Below are 16,836 nucleotides of genomic sequence, written 5' to 3' on the forward strand. Positions count from 1 at the left end.
GTTGGGGATCCTCGAGATGCCCTTATGGCATCTCCTTCCTTCGAAGCGAGCGATCTGCCCTCCCCAGCTGACCTCTGAACCTCGAGGGGCAAGGGCGGCGCCATTCGAAGCGCGACGCCATCGCCCCTTGGGGTTTCGCTTCGATGTGCATGATACCTGAACTTGGCTGCAATTGACAACGCCGATCACCGCGAAATTCTCGCCAATGGTGTTTTTAGCCCATCGAGAAGAAAAGAGAGAGGAATTGGACCAAGGAAATCAGCGAGGCTCCGACAGGTGCCTGGAATTGCCCCGCCTTTCACCCAAGCGTACTTCGGTACGCGCCGAGGTGAAAACAAGGGGCAACGCCAGGTGCCTGTCGGAGCCGCAGCGTCGGCGTTCCCGTTCGTCCCGTCAGGGCGAACGGAACTACTCCTGAATGCCGTCGGTCTGGCGGATGAGCTTGCGCTTGATCTTGCCGCCGATGGTCTTGGGCAGCTCGTCCACGTACTCGATGATGCGCGGATACTTGTAGGGAGCCGTGGTCTTCTTCACGTGGTCCTGCAGCTCGCGGGTGAGCGCGTCGGTGCCCTCGTAGCCCTTCGCGAGCACGACGGTGGCCTTCACCACTTTGCCGCGGATGGGATCCGGCGCCGCCGTAACAGCGCACTCCACCACGGCCGGATGCTCCACCAGCGCACTTTCCACCTCGAAGGGGCCGATGCGGTAGCCGGAGCACTTGATGACATCGTCGTTGCGACCCACGAAGTAGCAATAGCCGTCGGAATCGCGCCAAGCCATGTCGTGGAGGTTGTAATACTCCCCTCCCACGGCCTCCACCGTGCGCTCCGGGTTGCCGTAGTAGCCCACGAACAACCCCGGCGGGTAGGCCTCTTTCAGGCCCGTCACGCAGATGGCGCCCTCCTCGCCGTCATCGACCTCGCGGCCGTCGTCGTCGAGCAGCTTCACGTTGAGCAGGGGCGACGGCTTGCCCATGGAGCCGGGCCTCGGCTCGATCCACGGGAAGGTGGCCAGAAGCACCGGGCCCTCGGTCTGGCCGAAGCCCTCGCGGATCTTCTTGCCGGTGAGGCGCTCCCATTGAATGGTCACCTCCGCGTTCAGCGGCTCGCCGGCCGTGGCGAAGTTCTCCACGCTGGACAGATCGTAGGCGGCCACATCCTCCTGCAGCATGAAGCGGTACATGGTGGGCGGCGCGCAGAAGGTGGTGAGCCTGTAGTCCTGGATCTTCTGGAGAAGCTTGGTGGGCACGAACTTGTCCATGTCGTAGGCGAAGATGGTGGCGCCGGCGATCCACTGGCCGTAGATCTTGCCCCAGCCGAACTTGGCCCAACCGGAGTCGGTCACCGACATGTGCAGCTTGTTCTCCTGCACCTGCTGCCAGTACTTCGCCGTTATGATGTGGCCGAGCGGATGGGCGAAGTTGTGCTCCACGGCCTTGGGGTTGCCCGTCGTGCCGCTCGTGAAGTACATGAGCATGATGTCTTTGGAGGTGACGCCCGCCTCGCCGGTCGGACGCTCGAAGGTATCGGGGTAGCTGGCGATGAGCTCGTCGAAATCGACCCAGCCCTCGCGGGAGCCGTCCACGATGAACTTCTCGCGCACCGTGGGGCAATCGGGCATGGCCTCTTCCACCTGCGTGCAGACGTACTCGTCGTTCACGGCGACGATGGCCTTCACGTCGGCGCTGTTGGCACGGTAGACCACGTCCTTGCGCGTGAGCTGCAGCGACGCGGGGATGATGGTGGCGCCCAACTTGCAGAGGGCCACGGCGCACACCCAGTACTCCCAGCGGCGGCGCAGGATGCACATGACCACGTCGCCCTTGCCGATGCCGAGCTCCTTAAAGGCGTTGGCGGCCTGGTTGGACAGGCGCTTGATGTCGGTGAACGTGAACACACGCTCCTCGCCGGCGTCGTTGGTCCACAGAAGCGCCCGCTTGTCGGGCTCCACGGCGGCCCACTCGTCGACGACGTCGAAACCGAAGTTGAAGGCCTCGGGAACCTCGATGGTGAAGTTCTCGGCGAAGTCCTCGTAGGAATCGAACTCAATTCTCGGGCAGTACTTCTTCAGAACATGATCCATAGTGGTGCTTCTCTCTGCTCTCCTATTTCGCTTTGTGCGCGATTCCGCTTTGTCCGCGAAGCGCCTCGCGGTATTCCAGTTCGCTCAAACAGTCCTCGCTTTGTGGAAATGCCCACTGGGCATTTCCAGTCGCTGCGGAACTCGCTCGGTTGGAACACCCCGGGTCGCTTCGCTACTCTTCCAAAAATGAGATGGTACTACTCAGCGATGATGGTGATGAACTTGCAGGGGACGTCGCCGTTGCAGCGCTGGCCGTGGGGGTAGGTGGGGTTGAAATAGATGCTGTCGCCGGCGTTCAGCTGGATGTCGCGATCCCCGAAGGTGAGAATGAGCGACCCTTCCAGCACGTAGTTGAACTCCTGGCCGTCGTGGCACACCAGCTCGGCCGGCTCGTCGCACGGATCCAAGATGACCAGCAGCGGCTGCATGATCTTGCGGGCGTAGCGGCTGGCCATGTCCTCGTAGTGATACCCGGGGAAACGCTCGACCTCCTCGGTCTCGCCGCGACGCACCAAGTGGTAGGTGTCCAGCTTCGGCGCGGTGCCCGTGAGGATCTCGGTGAGGTCGACGTTGAACTTGCGGGCCATGTGGTAGATGGCCGAGATGGGGATGTCCTCGCCGGTCTCCTCCCAGCCGCGGTAGGTGTCGATATCGACGCCGAGCTCCTCGGCCATAGTGTGGCGCGACACGTCGCAGGCCTCGCGCAGGCCCTGCAGGCGCTCGCCCAAGTCTTTCAGGTTCTCTTCTTCCATGTTCGTCCTTCTATCTTGTCCCGCCCCTGACTGGACGGTGCCTTATTCAATCCCCGAGGGCTGGAGGCGGTCGGGTGTCCCCGCGCGCAGGTGCCGTCCGGCGGAGGCGCGCCGGCCTCTCCCGTGCTCAAGCAATGGCTCGCTCGGCGGAACAGCCCACTGGGCTGTTCCGTTCGCTGCGCAACCTGCGCGCGGGAGAGCCCGTCGCGCCTCCGCCTACTTAGCCGTTACCAGAAAATCAGGCGTTGATGCCGAGTTTGATGGCTTGGCGGTTCTGCTCCAGCTTCTCAGGCTTCTTGCCGGCCACCTTTGCGATGGCGCCGTCGAGCGCCTCCTCGGAACAAAAGCCGGTCTCGGCCCAGAGCTTACCGATGAGCACGATGTTGCCGAGGCCTTTGAGGCCGGCCTCCTCGCACATCTTCGTCGCGGGAATGCCGATGACCGTCACGCCCTCAGGCTCGGTGAGGCTCGGCACCATGGCCGTGTCAACCACCACGATGCCGCCCTCTTCCACGTTGTCGATGAACTTGTCAAAGGAGGGCTGGTTCAGGGCGATGAGTGCGCGCGGGCGCGTGATCAGCGGGCTGCCGATGGGCTCATCGGACAGCGTCACCGAGCAGTTGGCGGTGCCGCCGCGCATCTCGGGGCCGTAGGAGGGCATCCACGACACCTCGCGGTCCTCGATGAGGCCGGCCGTGGCGATGACCTTGCCGGCGAACAGCGACCCTTGGCCGCCGAAGCCGGCGACGACACAGGTAAGATCCTTGCCCATTAGTTGCCTCCTTCTGACACAGCCTCGGGATGGGCGATGGGGCAGGCGGCATTGCGGGCGCTCGCCGCCTCGGCAGCATTGGCGAAGCCGTCGGCGGTCACATCGCGCACCACCCCGAGCGGGTAGTACGGCAGCATGTTCACGCGCATCCACTCGAAAGCGTCCTGCGGCGTCATGCCCCAGTTGGTGGGACAGGTGGAGACCACCTCGATGAACGAGTAGCCCACGCCGTCGATCTGGTTCTGGAAGGCCTTCTTGATGGCCTTTTTGGCCTTGCGCACGTTCTTCGGCGTATCGACGCAGACGCGCTCGATGTAGGCCGGGCCGTCCAGCGCGTTCAGAAGCTCGCTCACGCGGATGGGGTTGCCGGCTGTGGACACGTCGCGCCCGTAGGGGCTCGTCTGGGTCACCTGGTTCGGCAGCGAGGTGGGGGCCATCTGGCCGCCGGTCATGCCGTAGATGGCGTTGTTGATGAAGATGATGGTGATGTTCTCGCCTCGGGTGGCCGCATGGACCGTCTCGGCCATGCCGATGGAGGCCAAGTCGCCATCGCCCTGGTAGGCGAAGACCACCTTGTCGGGGTGCACGCGCTTCACCGCCGTGGCCACCGCGGGCGCCCGGCCGTGGGCGGCCTCGATCATGTCGCAGCCGAAGAAGTCGTAGGAGATGACCGAGCAGCCCACGGGCGCCACGCCGATCGTCTCGCCTTCGATGTCCAGCTCGTCCATGACCTCGCACACCAGACGCTCCACGATGCCGTGGGGGCAGCCGGGGCAGAAGTTCGTGACCACGGGCAACAGGGAGTGGGGTCGCTCGAAGACCACCTTCATTTCCTTCTCAGTCGTCTCGGCCATGCTACTCACCTACCTTCTCGTTCAAAGCGACAATGGCCGCCAGCACCTCGTCGGGGGTCGGGATGACGCCGCCGGTGCGGCCGTAGAACTCCACCGGCACGCGGCCGGCCACCGCCAGACGGACGTCCTCCACCATCTGACCCATGTTCATCTCCACATCGAGGAAGGCCTTGGCCGTGGGAACGACCGCCTCGATGGCGCGGGTCGGGAAGGGCCACAGCGTGATGGGGCGCACAAGCCCCGCCTTGATGCCCTGCTCGCGGGCGGCGTTCACCGCCGAGCGGGCCACGCGGGCGGCACCGCCGAAGGCCACGAGCACGATGTCGGCATCCTCGGTGAGGTAGGTTTCGGCCTCCTGCTCGGTCTCTTCGATGACGGCGTAGCGCTCGTAGCGCTCACGAACGAGGTCCTCCAGATCGGACGCGGTCAGATACAGCGAGTTCGCCACGTTGTGGGGACGTTTGTGGCCGTGGCCGCAGGTGGCCCAGGGCTTCTCCGGCAGATCCTCTAAGGCGAGGGCCTCGGGCAGCACCACGGGCTCCATCATCTGGCCGAGCATGCCGTCGGCCATGATCATGACCGGCACGCGGTACTTGTCGGCCGTGTCGAAGGCCTTGAAGGCGTAGTCGGCCATCTCCTGCACCGTGGAGGGCGCGTACACGACGATGTGGAAGTCGCCGTGGCCGGTGGCCTTGGTGGCCTGCCAGTAGTCGGCCTGGGAGGGCTGGATGGAGCCCAGACCCGGGCCGCCGCGCTGCACGTTGACGATGACGCCGGGCAGATCGGCGCCGGCCATATACGAGATGCCCTCGCTCTTCAGCGAGATTCCCGGGGACGACGAGGAGGTCATCACGCGGGCACCGGCCGCCGACGCGCCGTAGACCATGTTGATGGCCGCCACTTCGGACTCCGCCTGAAGGTAGGTGCCCCCCACCTTCGGCATCATCTTCGCCATATAGGCGGCCACCTCGGTCTGGGGCGTGATGGGGTAACCGAAGAAGAAGCGGCAGCCGGCGCGCATGGCCGCCTCGGCCATGGCCTCGTTGCCCTTCATGAGTACTTTCTCAGCCATTGAACTACCTTTCAACCGTGATGGCCACATCGGGGCACATGGTCGCGCAGGTGGCGCAACCGGTGCACTTGTCCTCGTCGGTGCAATGGGCCGGGTGATAGCCCTTGGCCGTGATGACATCCGGATCGAGCTCGAGGATGCCCACCGGGCAGACGTCGGTGCACAGCTCGCATCCCTTGCAGAAGAAATCGTCGATAGTGACTCGCGCCATAGAAACCTCCCTTGCTTACTCGCGCGCGGGCCTCGCCGCCCGCGCCTCTCTCTCATCTTGAATGGGCCGCCCTTAGGACCAGGGAGGCTTGACGTACACGTTCACAGCATAGCCATTGGGAATGTCGTCCAGGGCGCATGGCCCCGTGTTTTCCCGCTGAATGGCCTGAATGGGGGCGGTAATGCAGGCAATGGGAAGGCCCGCCATCGAGGCCACTGCCTGGGTATACGGGACACTTTCGACGATGTGTCCCAAAGCAGTCTCGCCCTGCAAGTGGGAGTTGCCCACCACGGCCGTGGCCGCCAAATGGCTCTTGACCTCGATCTCGCGCAGCACCGCCACCGCATCGGCAGGTTCCTGCGTGAGGTTGCGGAAGGCGTTCACCACGTAGAGCATGGCATAAGGCCCCGCTGCGAGGGCCGGCGCGAAGCGCGCGAGCGCCGTGGCGCCCACATCGTCGCCGCCGGCATCCACGATGACGACCGTACGCCCCGTCTCGTCGCGATAGGCCTCCGCCGCAGCCACGGCCAGTTCCCCGGTGACCGACGGGACGTCGAGGCTCGTGCCCGCGTGGCCGAACACCGGCGCGATGAGCCGCACCCCGGCCTCTTCCAGAAGATCGCGATACTCGTTCGAGCGGAAGTACGGGTTCACGACGTCCATATCGGCGAGTGTCACGCGGTACCCGGCCGCGGCGGCGTCCAAGGCGAGGTTGAGGGCGAAGTTGGTCTTCCCCACTCCGTAATGCCCCGTCACCACCGTGACCGGCGCCAACGGGAACGGGAGCCTCGCAGCTTGATCTGCCGTCATCAGATGAGCCCCTCGGGGGTCTTCTGCGAGGCGTGGTGGGTCTTGTCCTGCTCGCGGATGGCGGCCCGGCGGATCTTGCCGTTGACGGTGCGCGGCAGCTCGTCGACGTACTCGATGATGCGTGGGTACTTGTAGGGGGCTGTCTGGCGCTTCACCCACTTCTGCAGCTCGGCGGTGAGGTCATCGCTTCCCTGCCAGCCGTCGGCGAGCACCACCGTCGCCTTCACGGCGAAGCCGCGCACCGGGTCGGGCACGCCGGTGACGGCCACCTCGCGCACGGCGTCGTGCTCGAGCATCACCGACTCGATCTCGAAGGGGCCGATGCGGTAGCCGCTCGACTTGATGACGTCGTCGTTGCGGCCCACGTACCAGTAGTTGCCCTCCTCGTCGCGCCAGGCCGTGTCGCCGGTGTGGTACCAGCCGTCGTGCATGGCCTCGGCGGTCTTCTCGGCGTTGCGGTAGTACTCCATCATGATGCCGGCCGGATGCGGGTCGATGGAGATGCAGATCTCGCCGGTCTCGCCGGTGTCGCACTCGGTGCCGTCGTCGCGCAAGATCCTCATGACGTACATCGGCACCGGCTTGCCCATGGAGCCCGGGCGCGGCGTGGAGTTCGTCAGATTGCCCACGGTGAGCGGGGTTTCCGTTTGGCCGAAGCCCTCGTAGATGGTAAGGCCGGTGTGCTCGCGCCAGAAGTCGAACAGATCGGGGTTCAGCGCCTCGCCGGCCGTGGTGCAGTACTCCAAGCTGGACAGGTCGAAGGCGTCCACGTCCACCTCGGTCATGAGGCGGTACATCGTCGGCGGGCAGCAGAGCGTCGTCACGCCGTAGCGACCGACGAGGGAGAGGATCTCGGCCGGATCGTAGCGGTCGAAGTCGTAGGTGAGCACCGCGGCCTCCATGAGCCACTGGCCGAAGAACTTGCCCCAGACCGCCTTGCCCCAGCCGGTGTCGGCGATGGTGAAGTGCAGCCCCTCGGGATTCACGTTGTGCCAGTGCTTGGCCGTGACGAGGTGCGCCAGCGCGTAGCCGGAATCGTGGAGCACCATCTTGGGATTGCCCGAGGTGCCCGAGGAGAAGTACATGAGCATGGGATCGGCGCCGGCCGTCTCGCGGCGGGTGAAGTCGGCCGAAGCCGCGCGCACCTCGCTGTTGAAGTCGCGCCAGCCCTCGCGCGCGACGGGGGCCGCGCAGATGCCCGCAGGGCCCGAGAGCGCCTCGCCGACAAGCTCGCCGGCGGGAGCGACCCAGTTCCCGTCCTCGTCGCGCGGGGTGAGCCCGGCGCCGGCGGGGTTCACGAGGATGAGCGTCTCCACGCTGGGGCACTCCTTCACCACCGCGTCGATGGTGCCGGCGATGTCCCCGGCCGAGGTGGCGATGATGGCCTTGATGTCAGCCCCGTTCAGGCGATAGGTGAGGTCGTGCTCCTTCAGCATGAAGGTGGCCGGCACCGCCACCGCTCCCAGCTTCTCCAGGGCCAGCATCGTGAACCAGAACTGGTAGTGGCGGCGCAGGATGACCATGACGAAGTCGCCGCGGCCGATGCCGCAGTCCGCCATGAAGTTCGCCGTCTTGTCCGACCACGTTTTCATGTCGGCGAAGGTGAAGGTGTGCTCCTCCCCTTCCGGGTTGCACCAGACCATGGCCGTGCGCTCGGGGTCGTTGATCGCGATGTCGTCCACGACGTCGTAGGCGAAGTTGAAGTTATCGGGCATGGTGATGTCGAACTTCGTGAGCAGACCGTTCTCGTCGTAGGCCTCGTCCACGTAGCGCAAGTTGATGTTTCTCATGATGATATCCTCGGGTGAAGTCTTGATAGGACGAACGATTACCTTGGGTTCGGCGACGCCGGATGCGCGGACGCGCGGCCGGGCCCGGTAGCGCCGGTCGCAAGCCCGCGAGTCGGGCCGCCTAGATAATCTTCTCCCCCTCGGGCTTCATCACAATGGCGAGGAACACGCAGGGCTCCCCTCCCGTGGCGATCATGCCATGGCCGCGACCGGAGTCGTACATGACGACATCGCCCGGACTCAGGATCTCCTCGTGGTCCTCGTAGGCGAATCGCATCTGACCGGAGATGATGAAGTCGAGCTCCTGGCCCTCGTGACGGGACAGGTGCACGGGCACGTCCTGCTCCTCTTCCAAATAGGGAGCGGTGACCACGAAGGGCTCGGCCAGCTTGTGGCGGAAATGCGGCGCCTTGTGCAGGTACTCGAAGCCAGCGCGGCGCTTGATGGAAAGGCCCGCGCCCTCGCGCGTGAGCGAGTAGCCCGTCAGGTGCGGGTTCTCGCCGGTGAGCAGCTCGATGACGTCGACGCCGAACTTCTCGGCGCACTTGTACAGGAAGGTGAAGGAGAGATCCTCCTCGCCGGACTCTTGTGCGGCGTACTCCGCCGTCGACCGGCCCGTGGCCTCGGCCATCTCCTGCAACGTGAGGTCCATGTCCTCCCGCAGAGCGCGAATACGCCCCGCCACCTCTTTGATATTCGGCTCCACGACCTGCGACCTCCTTATCGGTTCTCGAAAATGACTGTAGCACGCTATTTTACTGGCATCTCAGCGGTCAACATTTCCAATCGGTTAAAAAGTCGGCGATGCGCCTATAGTTTTTCCCGCAGCCTCGCCATCGCCAGACGCGAAGACGAAATGGAGAAATCTTTTTGTCGAAGACAATTTCTGCTCGATGCAAAGAGGGCGGCCCAGGATTTGGAAATTGTGCTATTTTGGCCTGCTGAAGGCCTTCAAGAAAAACGAAGGTACAGGAAAGCACATTTTCCAAGAGCGCGTGACCAAATAATCACATTTTCCAAACATGAGACTCGGCAATACAAACGTCTTTGAAGCAACCAAGACGCATCAAGCTTCTGAACTGGTGTTTTACTGACACTGAGCTCTCTACTCAACTGACAATATCATCGTGCAAACCATATACGCTTTCCAAAAATTGGAAAATGTGCTTTTTTGAAATAGCACTCCCCGGGAAATGGAAAAACTGACCAAATAGTCACATTTTCCATTTCCCATTTCGCTCTATCGGGGAAAGAGAAGCGAGAGTTTAGGCTTTGCGACGCAAAAGGGCGAGGAAGTGGGCGTCGGGGCCGCCGGGCTCTAAAACGGTGGAGAAGAACGGCAGCTCGATGTCGAGGTCGGGGTTTCGGCAGGGCACCACCTCGAAGGCGGCACCGGCCTCGGTGGCCAGGAAGGCCTCCACGGCATCGGCGTTCTCCTCGTGGGTGACGGTGCAGGTGGCGTAGGCCAGAATGCCGCCGGGAGCCACATGGGATGCCGCCGATTCCAAGAGACGTGCGTCCAGCTCGGCCGATTCGGCAATGGTTTCGGGGCGCAGGCGCCAGCGGATGTCCGCATGACGCCGGAGCGTGCCCAGCCCCGTGCACGGGGAGTCGATGAACACGCGATCGAAAGTGCGCTCGCCCACCAGGGCGTCCAAGTCGGTGGCGTCGCCGATGATGGCCTCGCTCACGTGCGCCCCGTACTGCTCGGCGCGCTCTTGGAGCAGCTTGGTCTTGAAGGCGTGCACGTCAACGGTGACGTACTCGGGGATCTGCTTGCCGTATCGCCGGTAGGCGATGCTCTGGTCGAGGATGGTCTTCGTGGCGCGGCCGGCGCCGATCTCCAAGAACGACTCCGGTGCCGTATCTCCCACCACCAGATCCGCCACTGCCTGGGAGGTGGCGTCGGACACGAGAAGCAAGCCCTGGTTTATCATGCGGCGCACACGGCCATCGAGCAGGGGCACGCCCGACGCCACTTTGTAGCAGCCGGGTACGGCACAGCCGCCCAGCGCCATGGCTTCAGGCTCAGCGTGAGCCGCTGCGAGAACCGAGACGACCTCCTCGTCGGTGGCGGCCTTCAGCGCGTTGACGGCGATGTAGACCGGAGCCGGCTCGTTCGAGGCTACCATGAAGTCGCGGGCGCCCTCGGGCCCGAGCTCTGCGATGAGCCGCTTGGCGAGCCACACCGGGAAACCGTGCAGCCGCGCATAGGCGGCGATATCAGTGCGCGGGTCGCCGAAGGGGAAGGCCTCTTTGGCGCGCGCCACGCGGCGCAGCACCGCATTGGCGAGACCGCCCGCGCGCGGCGCCACCGACTTCACCAGCTCGACGCCCTGATCGACGGCGGCATGGGGGCTCTTCTGCAAAAAGACGATCTCGTAGGCCGACAGGCACAGCGCGTCGCGCACTGCCGGGGCCGCATCGTCGGGCGAGTCCATGCAGCCCGTGATGATGTCCTCCAGGGTGCCGCGCGTGCTGACCACGCCCAGCACGAGCCGGGTGGCGAAGGCCCGATCCTCCCGCGACAGGGGCGAGATATCGATGGTCTTGGCGATGATGTCCTGGGCGAACGCGTCGCGCTCCCTCAGCTGGTGGATGGCCGCCAGGGCAAGCTCGCGGGCCGTCGTGGCCTTGTGGGCCTTCTGCCGGCGCACCTGGTCGCGGCGCGGCGCGCCTCCGCGGCCGCCGTCGCGAGGCCCATCGAAGCGCGGGCCGCGATCCTGCGGGACGTCTTGGTCGGGGGCCGCCATGAGCTTGCCGTCGATGAACACCTCGCGCGGGTGGCCCGCCTCGCGGGAATCGCGCCGAGGGCCGCGGCCTGTGCGCGGGCTGAAATCCTTGCGGGGGGCGCTCCCACCAGTTGGCTTGCCATCGCGGGCACGGAAGTCCTTCCGGTCGGCGCCGGATCGCTGCTCGTCACGCGGGCCCCGGTCGTCCTTGCGGAATCCGCCGGGCTTGCCGTCCTTGCGGTAGCCGCCGGGCTTCCCGTCGCGGGGGCCGCGATCATCCTTGCGGAAGCTACCCGGCTTCCCGTCTTTGCGGAACCCGCCGGGCTTGCCCCCTTTGCGGAAGTCGCTCGGCTTCCCGTCACGAGGCCCCCGGTCATCCTTGCGGTAGCCACCCGGCTTGCTGTCTTTGCAGAACCCGCCGGGCTTGCCCCCTTTGCGGAAGTCGCCGGACTTTCCGCCGGGGCGCGGCCCGCGGTTCTGCCGCGCGCCGCCCTGGGCGTTGCGATCGCCCTGGCTCGCTCGGTCGTAGGATCGTCTCTGGTTGTGGGATCGATGATCGTTATGCACGGGACCATGTTCCTTCCTCGCCCCGCAGCGCGGGGACGCCGGCGGCAAACGAGCGCGCGTCCATGGCGCGCTTGCCGTCCGGTTTTACTTCGGTTACTTCCAAGACCCCCTCGGCGCAGCCGAGAAGCAGTCGGTTCGCGATAAGGGCCGCCGCGCCGGAGCCCAGGCGGTCGGCGGGAGCATCGTCGGCCACGCGGGCCGCCAGCACCGTCAGCGGCCGGCCGGCGACGACGGCCCGGGCGGGATGGGCGGCGCCCGAGGCACGCACGCGGCGATCGTTCGCAACGGCGCTCTCGGCAGGATCGAGGTTCAGCTCGCCTTTGGCGATCTTCTCGGCGTAGGTGACCAGCGCCTCGTCCTGGGCCACCCAGCGCAGGTTGCCGCCCTCGGCCTGGGCCAGCGCCGTGAGCAGCGCGCTGGCGCCCAGGGCTGCCAGCTCCTCGGTGAGCTCGGCGGCTGTGCGCGAACCTGCGGGCAGCGAGCGGCACACGCAGTAGTCGCCGGTGTCGAGCCCCTCCTCCATGGCCATGATGCACACGCCGATCTCCTCGTCGCCGGCGAGGATGGCCCGCTCGATGGGGGCCGCCCCGCGCCAGCGCGGAAGCAGGGACCCGTGCACGTTCAGGCAGCCGAAGGGCGGCAGGTCGAGCACCTCCTTGGGGAGAATCGCCCCGTAGGCCGCCACGCAGATGACATCGGGCGCGAACGCGGCGAGCTCCGAGAGCACCGCGGCGTCGCGCAGCGTGCGCGGCGTTCGCACGGGAAGACCGCGGCGCTCGGCCACTTCCTTCACCGGGGAGGGTACGAGCGCCTTTCCCCGGCCGCGCACGGCGTCGGGACGCGTGTAGACGGCCGCGATCTCGTGGAACTCCGCCAACTCGTCCAAGATTTCCGCCGCGAAGCGGGGCGTTCCCATGAAGACGACGCGCACGCTACTTCACCTCGATATCGGTGTCGCCCGGGCGGGCGCCGGCGGCCTTGGCCTCCTCGTAGGCGCGCAGCGCCTCGATGCGGGTCACCGGATCGCAGCTCTCGAAGAGCGTCTTGCCGTTCAAGTGGTCGATCTCGTGCTGCAGGCAGCGGCCGAGCAGGCCGTCGCCCTCGATCTCCCACAACTCGCCGTCCAAATCGTAGTACTGGACGCGGGCCCACGGCTGGCGCTTCACCGGCACGGTGACGCCGGGGCACGAAAGACAGCCCTCGCCGCCCTCCTCCGGCTCGCCGGCCAATTCCACGATCTCGGGGTTCACGAGCACGATGGGGTTCTTCTCCCCCTTCTCGCCGTCCCAGTCGACGTCGATGACGACCAGGCGCTTGGTGACGCCCACCTGGGGGGCGGCGATGCCGCAACCGTAGTTCTTGTACATGGCGTGGGCCATCTGCTTGGAGAGACGCTTAAGCGACTTGTCGCCGGGCTCGCACGGCTCGCAGACCGTGGCGAGAATGGGATCGGGGGAAATAACAATGGGAAGCACGGTATTCCTTACTCTGTATAGTGAAGTGTCAATGCGCTGCGGCAACCCCGGGCAGCTCTGAAATGGCCCGGGATCGTATCAGTTGCTTGGGACATTGTGAAGCGCGAGGCCCCTCCTGTCCAGATGACCCGCGAAATCTACGGACGGACGGCGCCCCCTACGGGGAGGGGTGAAACGCGGAGATGGAGCGCCGCGGCGGGTGCCCTAGCTGGCGGGCAGCGCTCGGTGGGCGACGCGACGGGCGGCCACGTCCATCTGCAAGGTGGTAACGGCCGCGTGCAGCAGCTCGGCCTCCTCGGCGTCGGCCCCGGCGTTCATCTGGGCCGTGAGCGCCCCGATGGCCTCCTCGGCATCGCCCAGGGCCAGCTCCTCGGCCAGGTAGGCGCCGATGGCCTCCGGGGTGCTCGACGGGTAGGACGACCCGGCGGTGAGCACGCGGGCGGCATGGGGCGTGGCGAGCGTCGCCTTCGTGACGATGTCGGCCGGCGCGGCCCCCGGGTTCTCGGAGAGGGTCGCGAGCACGCTCTCGGCCAGAAGGCGGTGCACCTCCTCGTGCCACTGCACCTGGGCCAGCGCATCGGCATGGGCGAGCCCCACAAGGGGATGCTGGCAAGCGAGCGCCAGAAACTCCCGCTCGAAGCGCAGGCGGTTGCGCTCGGCCTGGGAAAGCGCGCGGCGCACAGGTCGGGGCGCGGGGGCCTCGGGCCCGGTCTCCTCCTCGGGGGCGCCGCGGGGCGTCTCCAGGGCTGCCAGCCGCTCCAGCACGTCGGCCTCCTCGATGCCGAGGCGCCCGTGGGCCCGCAGGCGCGACCAGGTGCGCACGGCGTAGTCCTTCGCCACCAGCGTGTCCTTGATGGGGGCGAGCACCGCCAGGCACGCGTCCAGCGCGCGATCGCGGCCGGGGGCGGTATCCAGGTCGAAGCTGTCGAGGCGCCGTTCGAGGCCGAACTCGATGAGCGGGAGCGCCCCTTCCACCACCGCCTCCAAAGCCTGCGCGCCCTCCGCCTGCACGAACTCGGCCGGATCCTGGTTGCTCGGCAGGGTGACGGCCAGAAGCTCCACGGAGTTGCGGTTCTTGTCGGAGATGCTCTCGCCGATGAAGGCCAGGGCGCGGTCGGCCGCCTTCTGACCCGCCGCGTCGCCGTCGAACAGGTAGACGATCTTCTTGGGCGCGTGCTTGGCGAGCACCCGGATGTGCCGCATGGTGAGCGCCGTGCCCAGGGTGGCCACCACGTTGGTGACGCCCGCCTCGTGCAGCGCAATGACGTCGGTGTAGCCTTCCACTACGATGGCGCAGCCGGTAGAGGCCATGCGCGCCTTCGCCTGGTCGAGCCCGTAGAGCACCTGGGACTTGTGGAACAGCGGCGTTTCCTGGGAGTTCAGGTACTTCGGCTCGCCGGCGCCGATGACGCGGCCGCCGAAGGCCACGCAATCGCCCTGGGCGTCGAAGATGGGGAACATCACGCGTTCGTAGAAGCGGTCGCGCACCGGGCCCCCGCGCCCGTCGAGGGCCACGTTGGCGCGGATCATCTCGTCGGGTTTGAAGCCCAAGGCCGAAAGATGCCGGACGAGCGCCCCGCGCCCGGGGGCGTAGCCGAGCATCCACTTCTTCGGCACCTCGCCGCCGAAGCCGCGGGAGGCCAGGTACTTCCGTGCGGCGTCCGGCCCCTCGCCGCGCCCGCGCATGAGCTGGGTGTGGTAGAACTCGGCCGTGCGCGCGCAGATCTCCTTCATACGGCTCTTCACCGAGCGCGACACGCCCCCGCCCCGCGTATCCTCCGCGATGTCGATGCGGGCGCGGTCGGCCAGATAGCGCACGGCTTCGGGGAAGTTGAAATCCTCGGTCTTCATGATGAACGAGAAGACATCGCCCCCCTCCCCGCAGCCGAAGCAGTGCCACAGCTGTGTCGCCGGGTCGATCTTGAACGAGGGGGTCTTCTCCTGATGCAGCGGGCAGCAGCACCAGAAGTCGCGGCCCTTCTGCTTGACGGGGGTGCGCTCGCCGATGACCGCCACGAGATCGCTCGCGTCGCGAACTTTCTGGATATCCTCGTCGCTGATGCCGGCCACGGGCCCCCGCTTTCTCTTCGTCGTTTTCTGGAAAGTATAGCACCGCCACGTGCAAACAGATGTTCCGCAGCTACAATAGCGGCAAAACTAATGACCAGCGAAAGCGAGCGAGCCATGGCAGAGAACAACGTCCCCTACCTTACCCTGAGCCCCGACGTGGAAGAGGCCATTCGGGCCGATCGGGCTGCCGGCCGCGTGAGCCCCTACCGCACCGATGATACGGACGTGGTGCGCCGCGAGGACTTCGCCCACGACCGGGCCACGCTCACGCGCCCGGCCTTCGTGCGCGACACCGAGAAGGTGCTGAACCTGCCCGCCTATAACCGTTACGCCGACAAGACCCAGGTGTTCTCCTTCGCCGAGAACGACGAGATCTCGCGGCGCGGGCTGCACGTGCAGCTCGTGAGCCGCGTGGCTCGGGGCATCGGGAGCCTGCTCGGGCTGAATTGCGACCTCATCGAGGCCATCGCGCTCGGCCACGACACGGGCCACACCCCCTTCGGCCACGCCGGCGAGCGTTTTCTGTCGGCCTGCTACCGCGCGCGCACCGGGCGCACCTTCAACCACAACGTGCACTCGGTGCGGGTGCTCGACAACCTGTACCGTCGCAACATCTCGCTACAGACGCTCGATGGGGTGCTCTGCCACAACGGCGAGTTCGCCCAGCAGGTGCTGCGCCTGGGAGAGACGACCACGTTCGAGCAGCTGGACAACTTGGTGGAGGCCTGCACGGCCGACGAGTCCACCATCAAGACCCTGCGCCCCTCCACGCTGGAGGGCTGCGTCGTGCGCGTGGCCGACATGATCGCCTACATCGGCAAGGATCGCCAGGACGCGCTCGCCATGGGGGTCATCGATTCGCTTTCCCCCTTCGATTCCGAGGCGATCGGCGTGACCAACGCGAAGATCATCAACAACCTCACCGTCGATATCGTGAACAACTCCTACGGCAAGCCGGAGATTGCCATGAGCGAGGAGGTCTTCCGCGACCTGAAACTGGCGAAGAAGCAGAACTACGAGGTCATCTACTTGAAAGAGGGCATGGTGGACGACGCCGAGAACCTCGTGGAGGAGATGTTCGAGGAGATGTACGCGCGCCTGCTTTCCGACCTTTTGGAAGAGCGCCGGGAAAGTCCCATCTTCCAGCACCACGTGCAGCGCCTCGCCGCGGCATCGCGGTCCATCGTGCCTGCGGAGTACCTGGCCGGCGAGCCGAACCAGATCGTGGTGGACTACATGGCCTCCATGACTGACAGCTACTTCATGGCCATCTACCGCCACCTGTTCCCCAAAAGCCGTCGCAAGATCCAAACCCGCGGCTATTGCGCGGATCTCATCTAACCCTTACTAATCAGATTCGCTAGCTTGCAAACCCGAACGCACGTCCCACTCTTTGTTTTCTGCACGATTTGGAAAATGTGCTATTTTGGAGCTTGCACAAGATTCCCACGATAACGGACTCCAGAAATGAGTAGTAACCTCTCGCGGTACCATCGATCACCTGGCTTGGTACCGGCGATCAGCAAAAGGCGGTACCGCGAGTAGGCTGCCTCGGTACCGCTAATCAGCGCGCCTCTTCTTGGCGAAGTACTCTCGCATGTTCGGCCCCTCGAGATCTATGTAGCGGGCACCGGTTGCGATGCGGTTGA

14 protein-coding genes are annotated in these 16,836 nt (G+C 65.6%); 1 reads left to right on the forward strand and 13 read right to left on the reverse strand.

The features are described from left to right. Positions 1-408: 408 nt before the first annotated feature. The 13 genes from ACW4QM_RS10125 to dnaG all read right to left on the reverse strand — a co-directional run bounded on the left by ACW4QM_RS10125 (position 409) and on the right by dnaG (position 15,187). A complete protein-coding gene (locus ACW4QM_RS10125) occupies positions 409-2,082 on the reverse strand; it encodes an AMP-binding protein (protein WP_161127866.1) in 1,674 nt (557 codons plus the stop codon). 197 nt (positions 2,083-2,279) lie between these two features. Beyond that, positions 2,280-2,834 carry a helix-turn-helix domain-containing protein gene (locus ACW4QM_RS10130; RefSeq protein ID WP_022739970.1) on the reverse strand — a complete coding sequence of 185 codons (555 nt, stop codon included), beginning with the start codon at positions 2,832-2,834 and terminating at the stop codon, positions 2,280-2,282. A gap of 238 nt (positions 2,835-3,072) precedes the next feature. After that, positions 3,073-3,606, reverse strand: coding sequence for a 2-oxoacid:acceptor oxidoreductase family protein (locus tag ACW4QM_RS10135; RefSeq protein WP_114539014.1), 534 nt, complete (start codon positions 3,604-3,606; stop codon positions 3,073-3,075). After that, positions 3,606-4,460 carry a thiamine pyrophosphate-dependent enzyme gene (locus ACW4QM_RS10140; RefSeq protein WP_114539013.1) on the reverse strand — a complete coding sequence of 285 codons (855 nt, stop codon included), beginning with the start codon at positions 4,458-4,460 and terminating at the stop codon, positions 3,606-3,608. The genes ACW4QM_RS10135 and ACW4QM_RS10140 overlap by 1 nt, the downstream gene beginning before the upstream one ends. Position 4,461: 1 nt before the next feature. Further along, positions 4,462-5,532 (reverse strand): 3-methyl-2-oxobutanoate dehydrogenase subunit VorB, encoded by a 1,071-nt coding sequence (locus ACW4QM_RS10145; protein WP_114539012.1) that lies wholly within the window; start codon positions 5,530-5,532, stop codon positions 4,462-4,464. 4 nt (positions 5,533-5,536) lie between these two features. After that, positions 5,537-5,743 carry a 4Fe-4S binding protein gene (locus ACW4QM_RS10150; protein ID WP_161127865.1) on the reverse strand — a complete coding sequence of 69 codons (207 nt, stop codon included), beginning with the start codon at positions 5,741-5,743 and terminating at the stop codon, positions 5,537-5,539. Positions 5,744-5,815: 72 nt separating this feature from the next. Continuing rightward, positions 5,816-6,553 (reverse strand): nucleotide-binding protein, encoded by a 738-nt coding sequence (locus ACW4QM_RS10155; RefSeq protein WP_114548303.1) that lies wholly within the window; start codon positions 6,551-6,553, stop codon positions 5,816-5,818. Next, positions 6,553-8,343: an AMP-binding protein gene (locus ACW4QM_RS10160; protein ID WP_114539010.1), complete on the reverse strand. Its 1,791-nt coding sequence runs from the start codon at positions 8,341-8,343 to the stop codon at positions 6,553-6,555. Before ACW4QM_RS10160 ends, ACW4QM_RS10155 begins: the two co-directional genes overlap by 1 nt. Before the next feature lie 121 nt (positions 8,344-8,464). Continuing rightward, complete coding sequence (locus tag ACW4QM_RS10165) at positions 8,465-9,049, reverse strand: helix-turn-helix domain-containing protein (RefSeq protein ID WP_022739977.1); 585 nt, start codon at positions 9,047-9,049, stop codon at positions 8,465-8,467. 559 nt (positions 9,050-9,608) lie between these two features. After that, positions 9,609-11,642 carry a transcription antitermination factor NusB gene (locus ACW4QM_RS10170; RefSeq protein ID WP_237974517.1) on the reverse strand — a complete coding sequence of 678 codons (2,034 nt, stop codon included), beginning with the start codon at positions 11,640-11,642 and terminating at the stop codon, positions 9,609-9,611. Next, positions 11,635-12,573 (reverse strand): methionyl-tRNA formyltransferase, encoded by a 939-nt coding sequence (fmt, locus tag ACW4QM_RS10175; RefSeq protein ID WP_114549758.1) that lies wholly within the window; start codon positions 12,571-12,573, stop codon positions 11,635-11,637. The genes ACW4QM_RS10170 and fmt overlap by 8 nt, the downstream gene beginning before the upstream one ends. Position 12,574: 1 nt before the next feature. Beyond that, positions 12,575-13,117, reverse strand: coding sequence for a peptide deformylase (def, locus tag ACW4QM_RS10180; protein WP_022739980.1), 543 nt, complete (start codon positions 13,115-13,117; stop codon positions 12,575-12,577). A 204-nt stretch (positions 13,118-13,321) separates the two neighbouring features. Then, a complete protein-coding gene (dnaG, locus tag ACW4QM_RS10185; RefSeq protein ID WP_161127862.1) occupies positions 13,322-15,187 on the reverse strand; it encodes a DNA primase in 1,866 nt (621 codons plus the stop codon). A gap of 114 nt (positions 15,188-15,301) precedes the next feature. On the opposite strand from dnaG, the gene ACW4QM_RS10190 reads away from it, so the two are divergent. Continuing rightward, positions 15,302-16,528, forward strand: a complete 1,227-nt coding sequence (locus ACW4QM_RS10190; RefSeq protein WP_161127861.1) for a deoxyguanosinetriphosphate triphosphohydrolase family protein — start codon at positions 15,302-15,304, stop codon at positions 16,526-16,528. Positions 16,529-16,836 lie beyond the last annotated feature (308 nt).

Source organism: Adlercreutzia sp. CNCM I-6207 (assembly GCF_977072305.1).

Coding starts and splice junctions, on each gene's coding strand:
- ACW4QM_RS10125 (WP_161127866.1), bottom strand. CDS start 2,082: ATGGATCATGTTCTGAAGAAGTACTGCCCGAGAATTGAGTTCGATTCC.
- ACW4QM_RS10130 (WP_022739970.1), bottom strand. CDS start 2,834: ATGGAAGAAGAGAACCTGAAAGACTTGGGCGAGCGCCTGCAGGGCCTG.
- ACW4QM_RS10135 (WP_114539014.1), bottom strand. CDS start 3,606: ATGGGCAAGGATCTTACCTGTGTCGTCGCCGGCTTCGGCGGCCAAGGG.
- ACW4QM_RS10140 (WP_114539013.1), bottom strand. CDS start 4,460: ATGGCCGAGACGACTGAGAAGGAAATGAAGGTGGTCTTCGAGCGACCC.
- ACW4QM_RS10145 (WP_114539012.1), bottom strand. CDS start 5,532: ATGGCTGAGAAAGTACTCATGAAGGGCAACGAGGCCATGGCCGAGGCG.
- ACW4QM_RS10150 (WP_161127865.1), bottom strand. CDS start 5,743: ATGGCGCGAGTCACTATCGACGATTTCTTCTGCAAGGGATGCGAGCTG.
- ACW4QM_RS10155 (WP_114548303.1), bottom strand. CDS start 6,553: ATGACGGCAGATCAAGCTGCGAGGCTCCCGTTCCCGTTGGCGCCGGTC.
- ACW4QM_RS10160 (WP_114539010.1), bottom strand. CDS start 8,343: ATGAGAAACATCAACTTGCGCTACGTGGACGAGGCCTACGACGAGAAC.
- ACW4QM_RS10190 (WP_161127861.1), top strand. CDS start 15,302: ATGGCAGAGAACAACGTCCCCTACCTTACCCTGAGCCCCGACGTGGAA.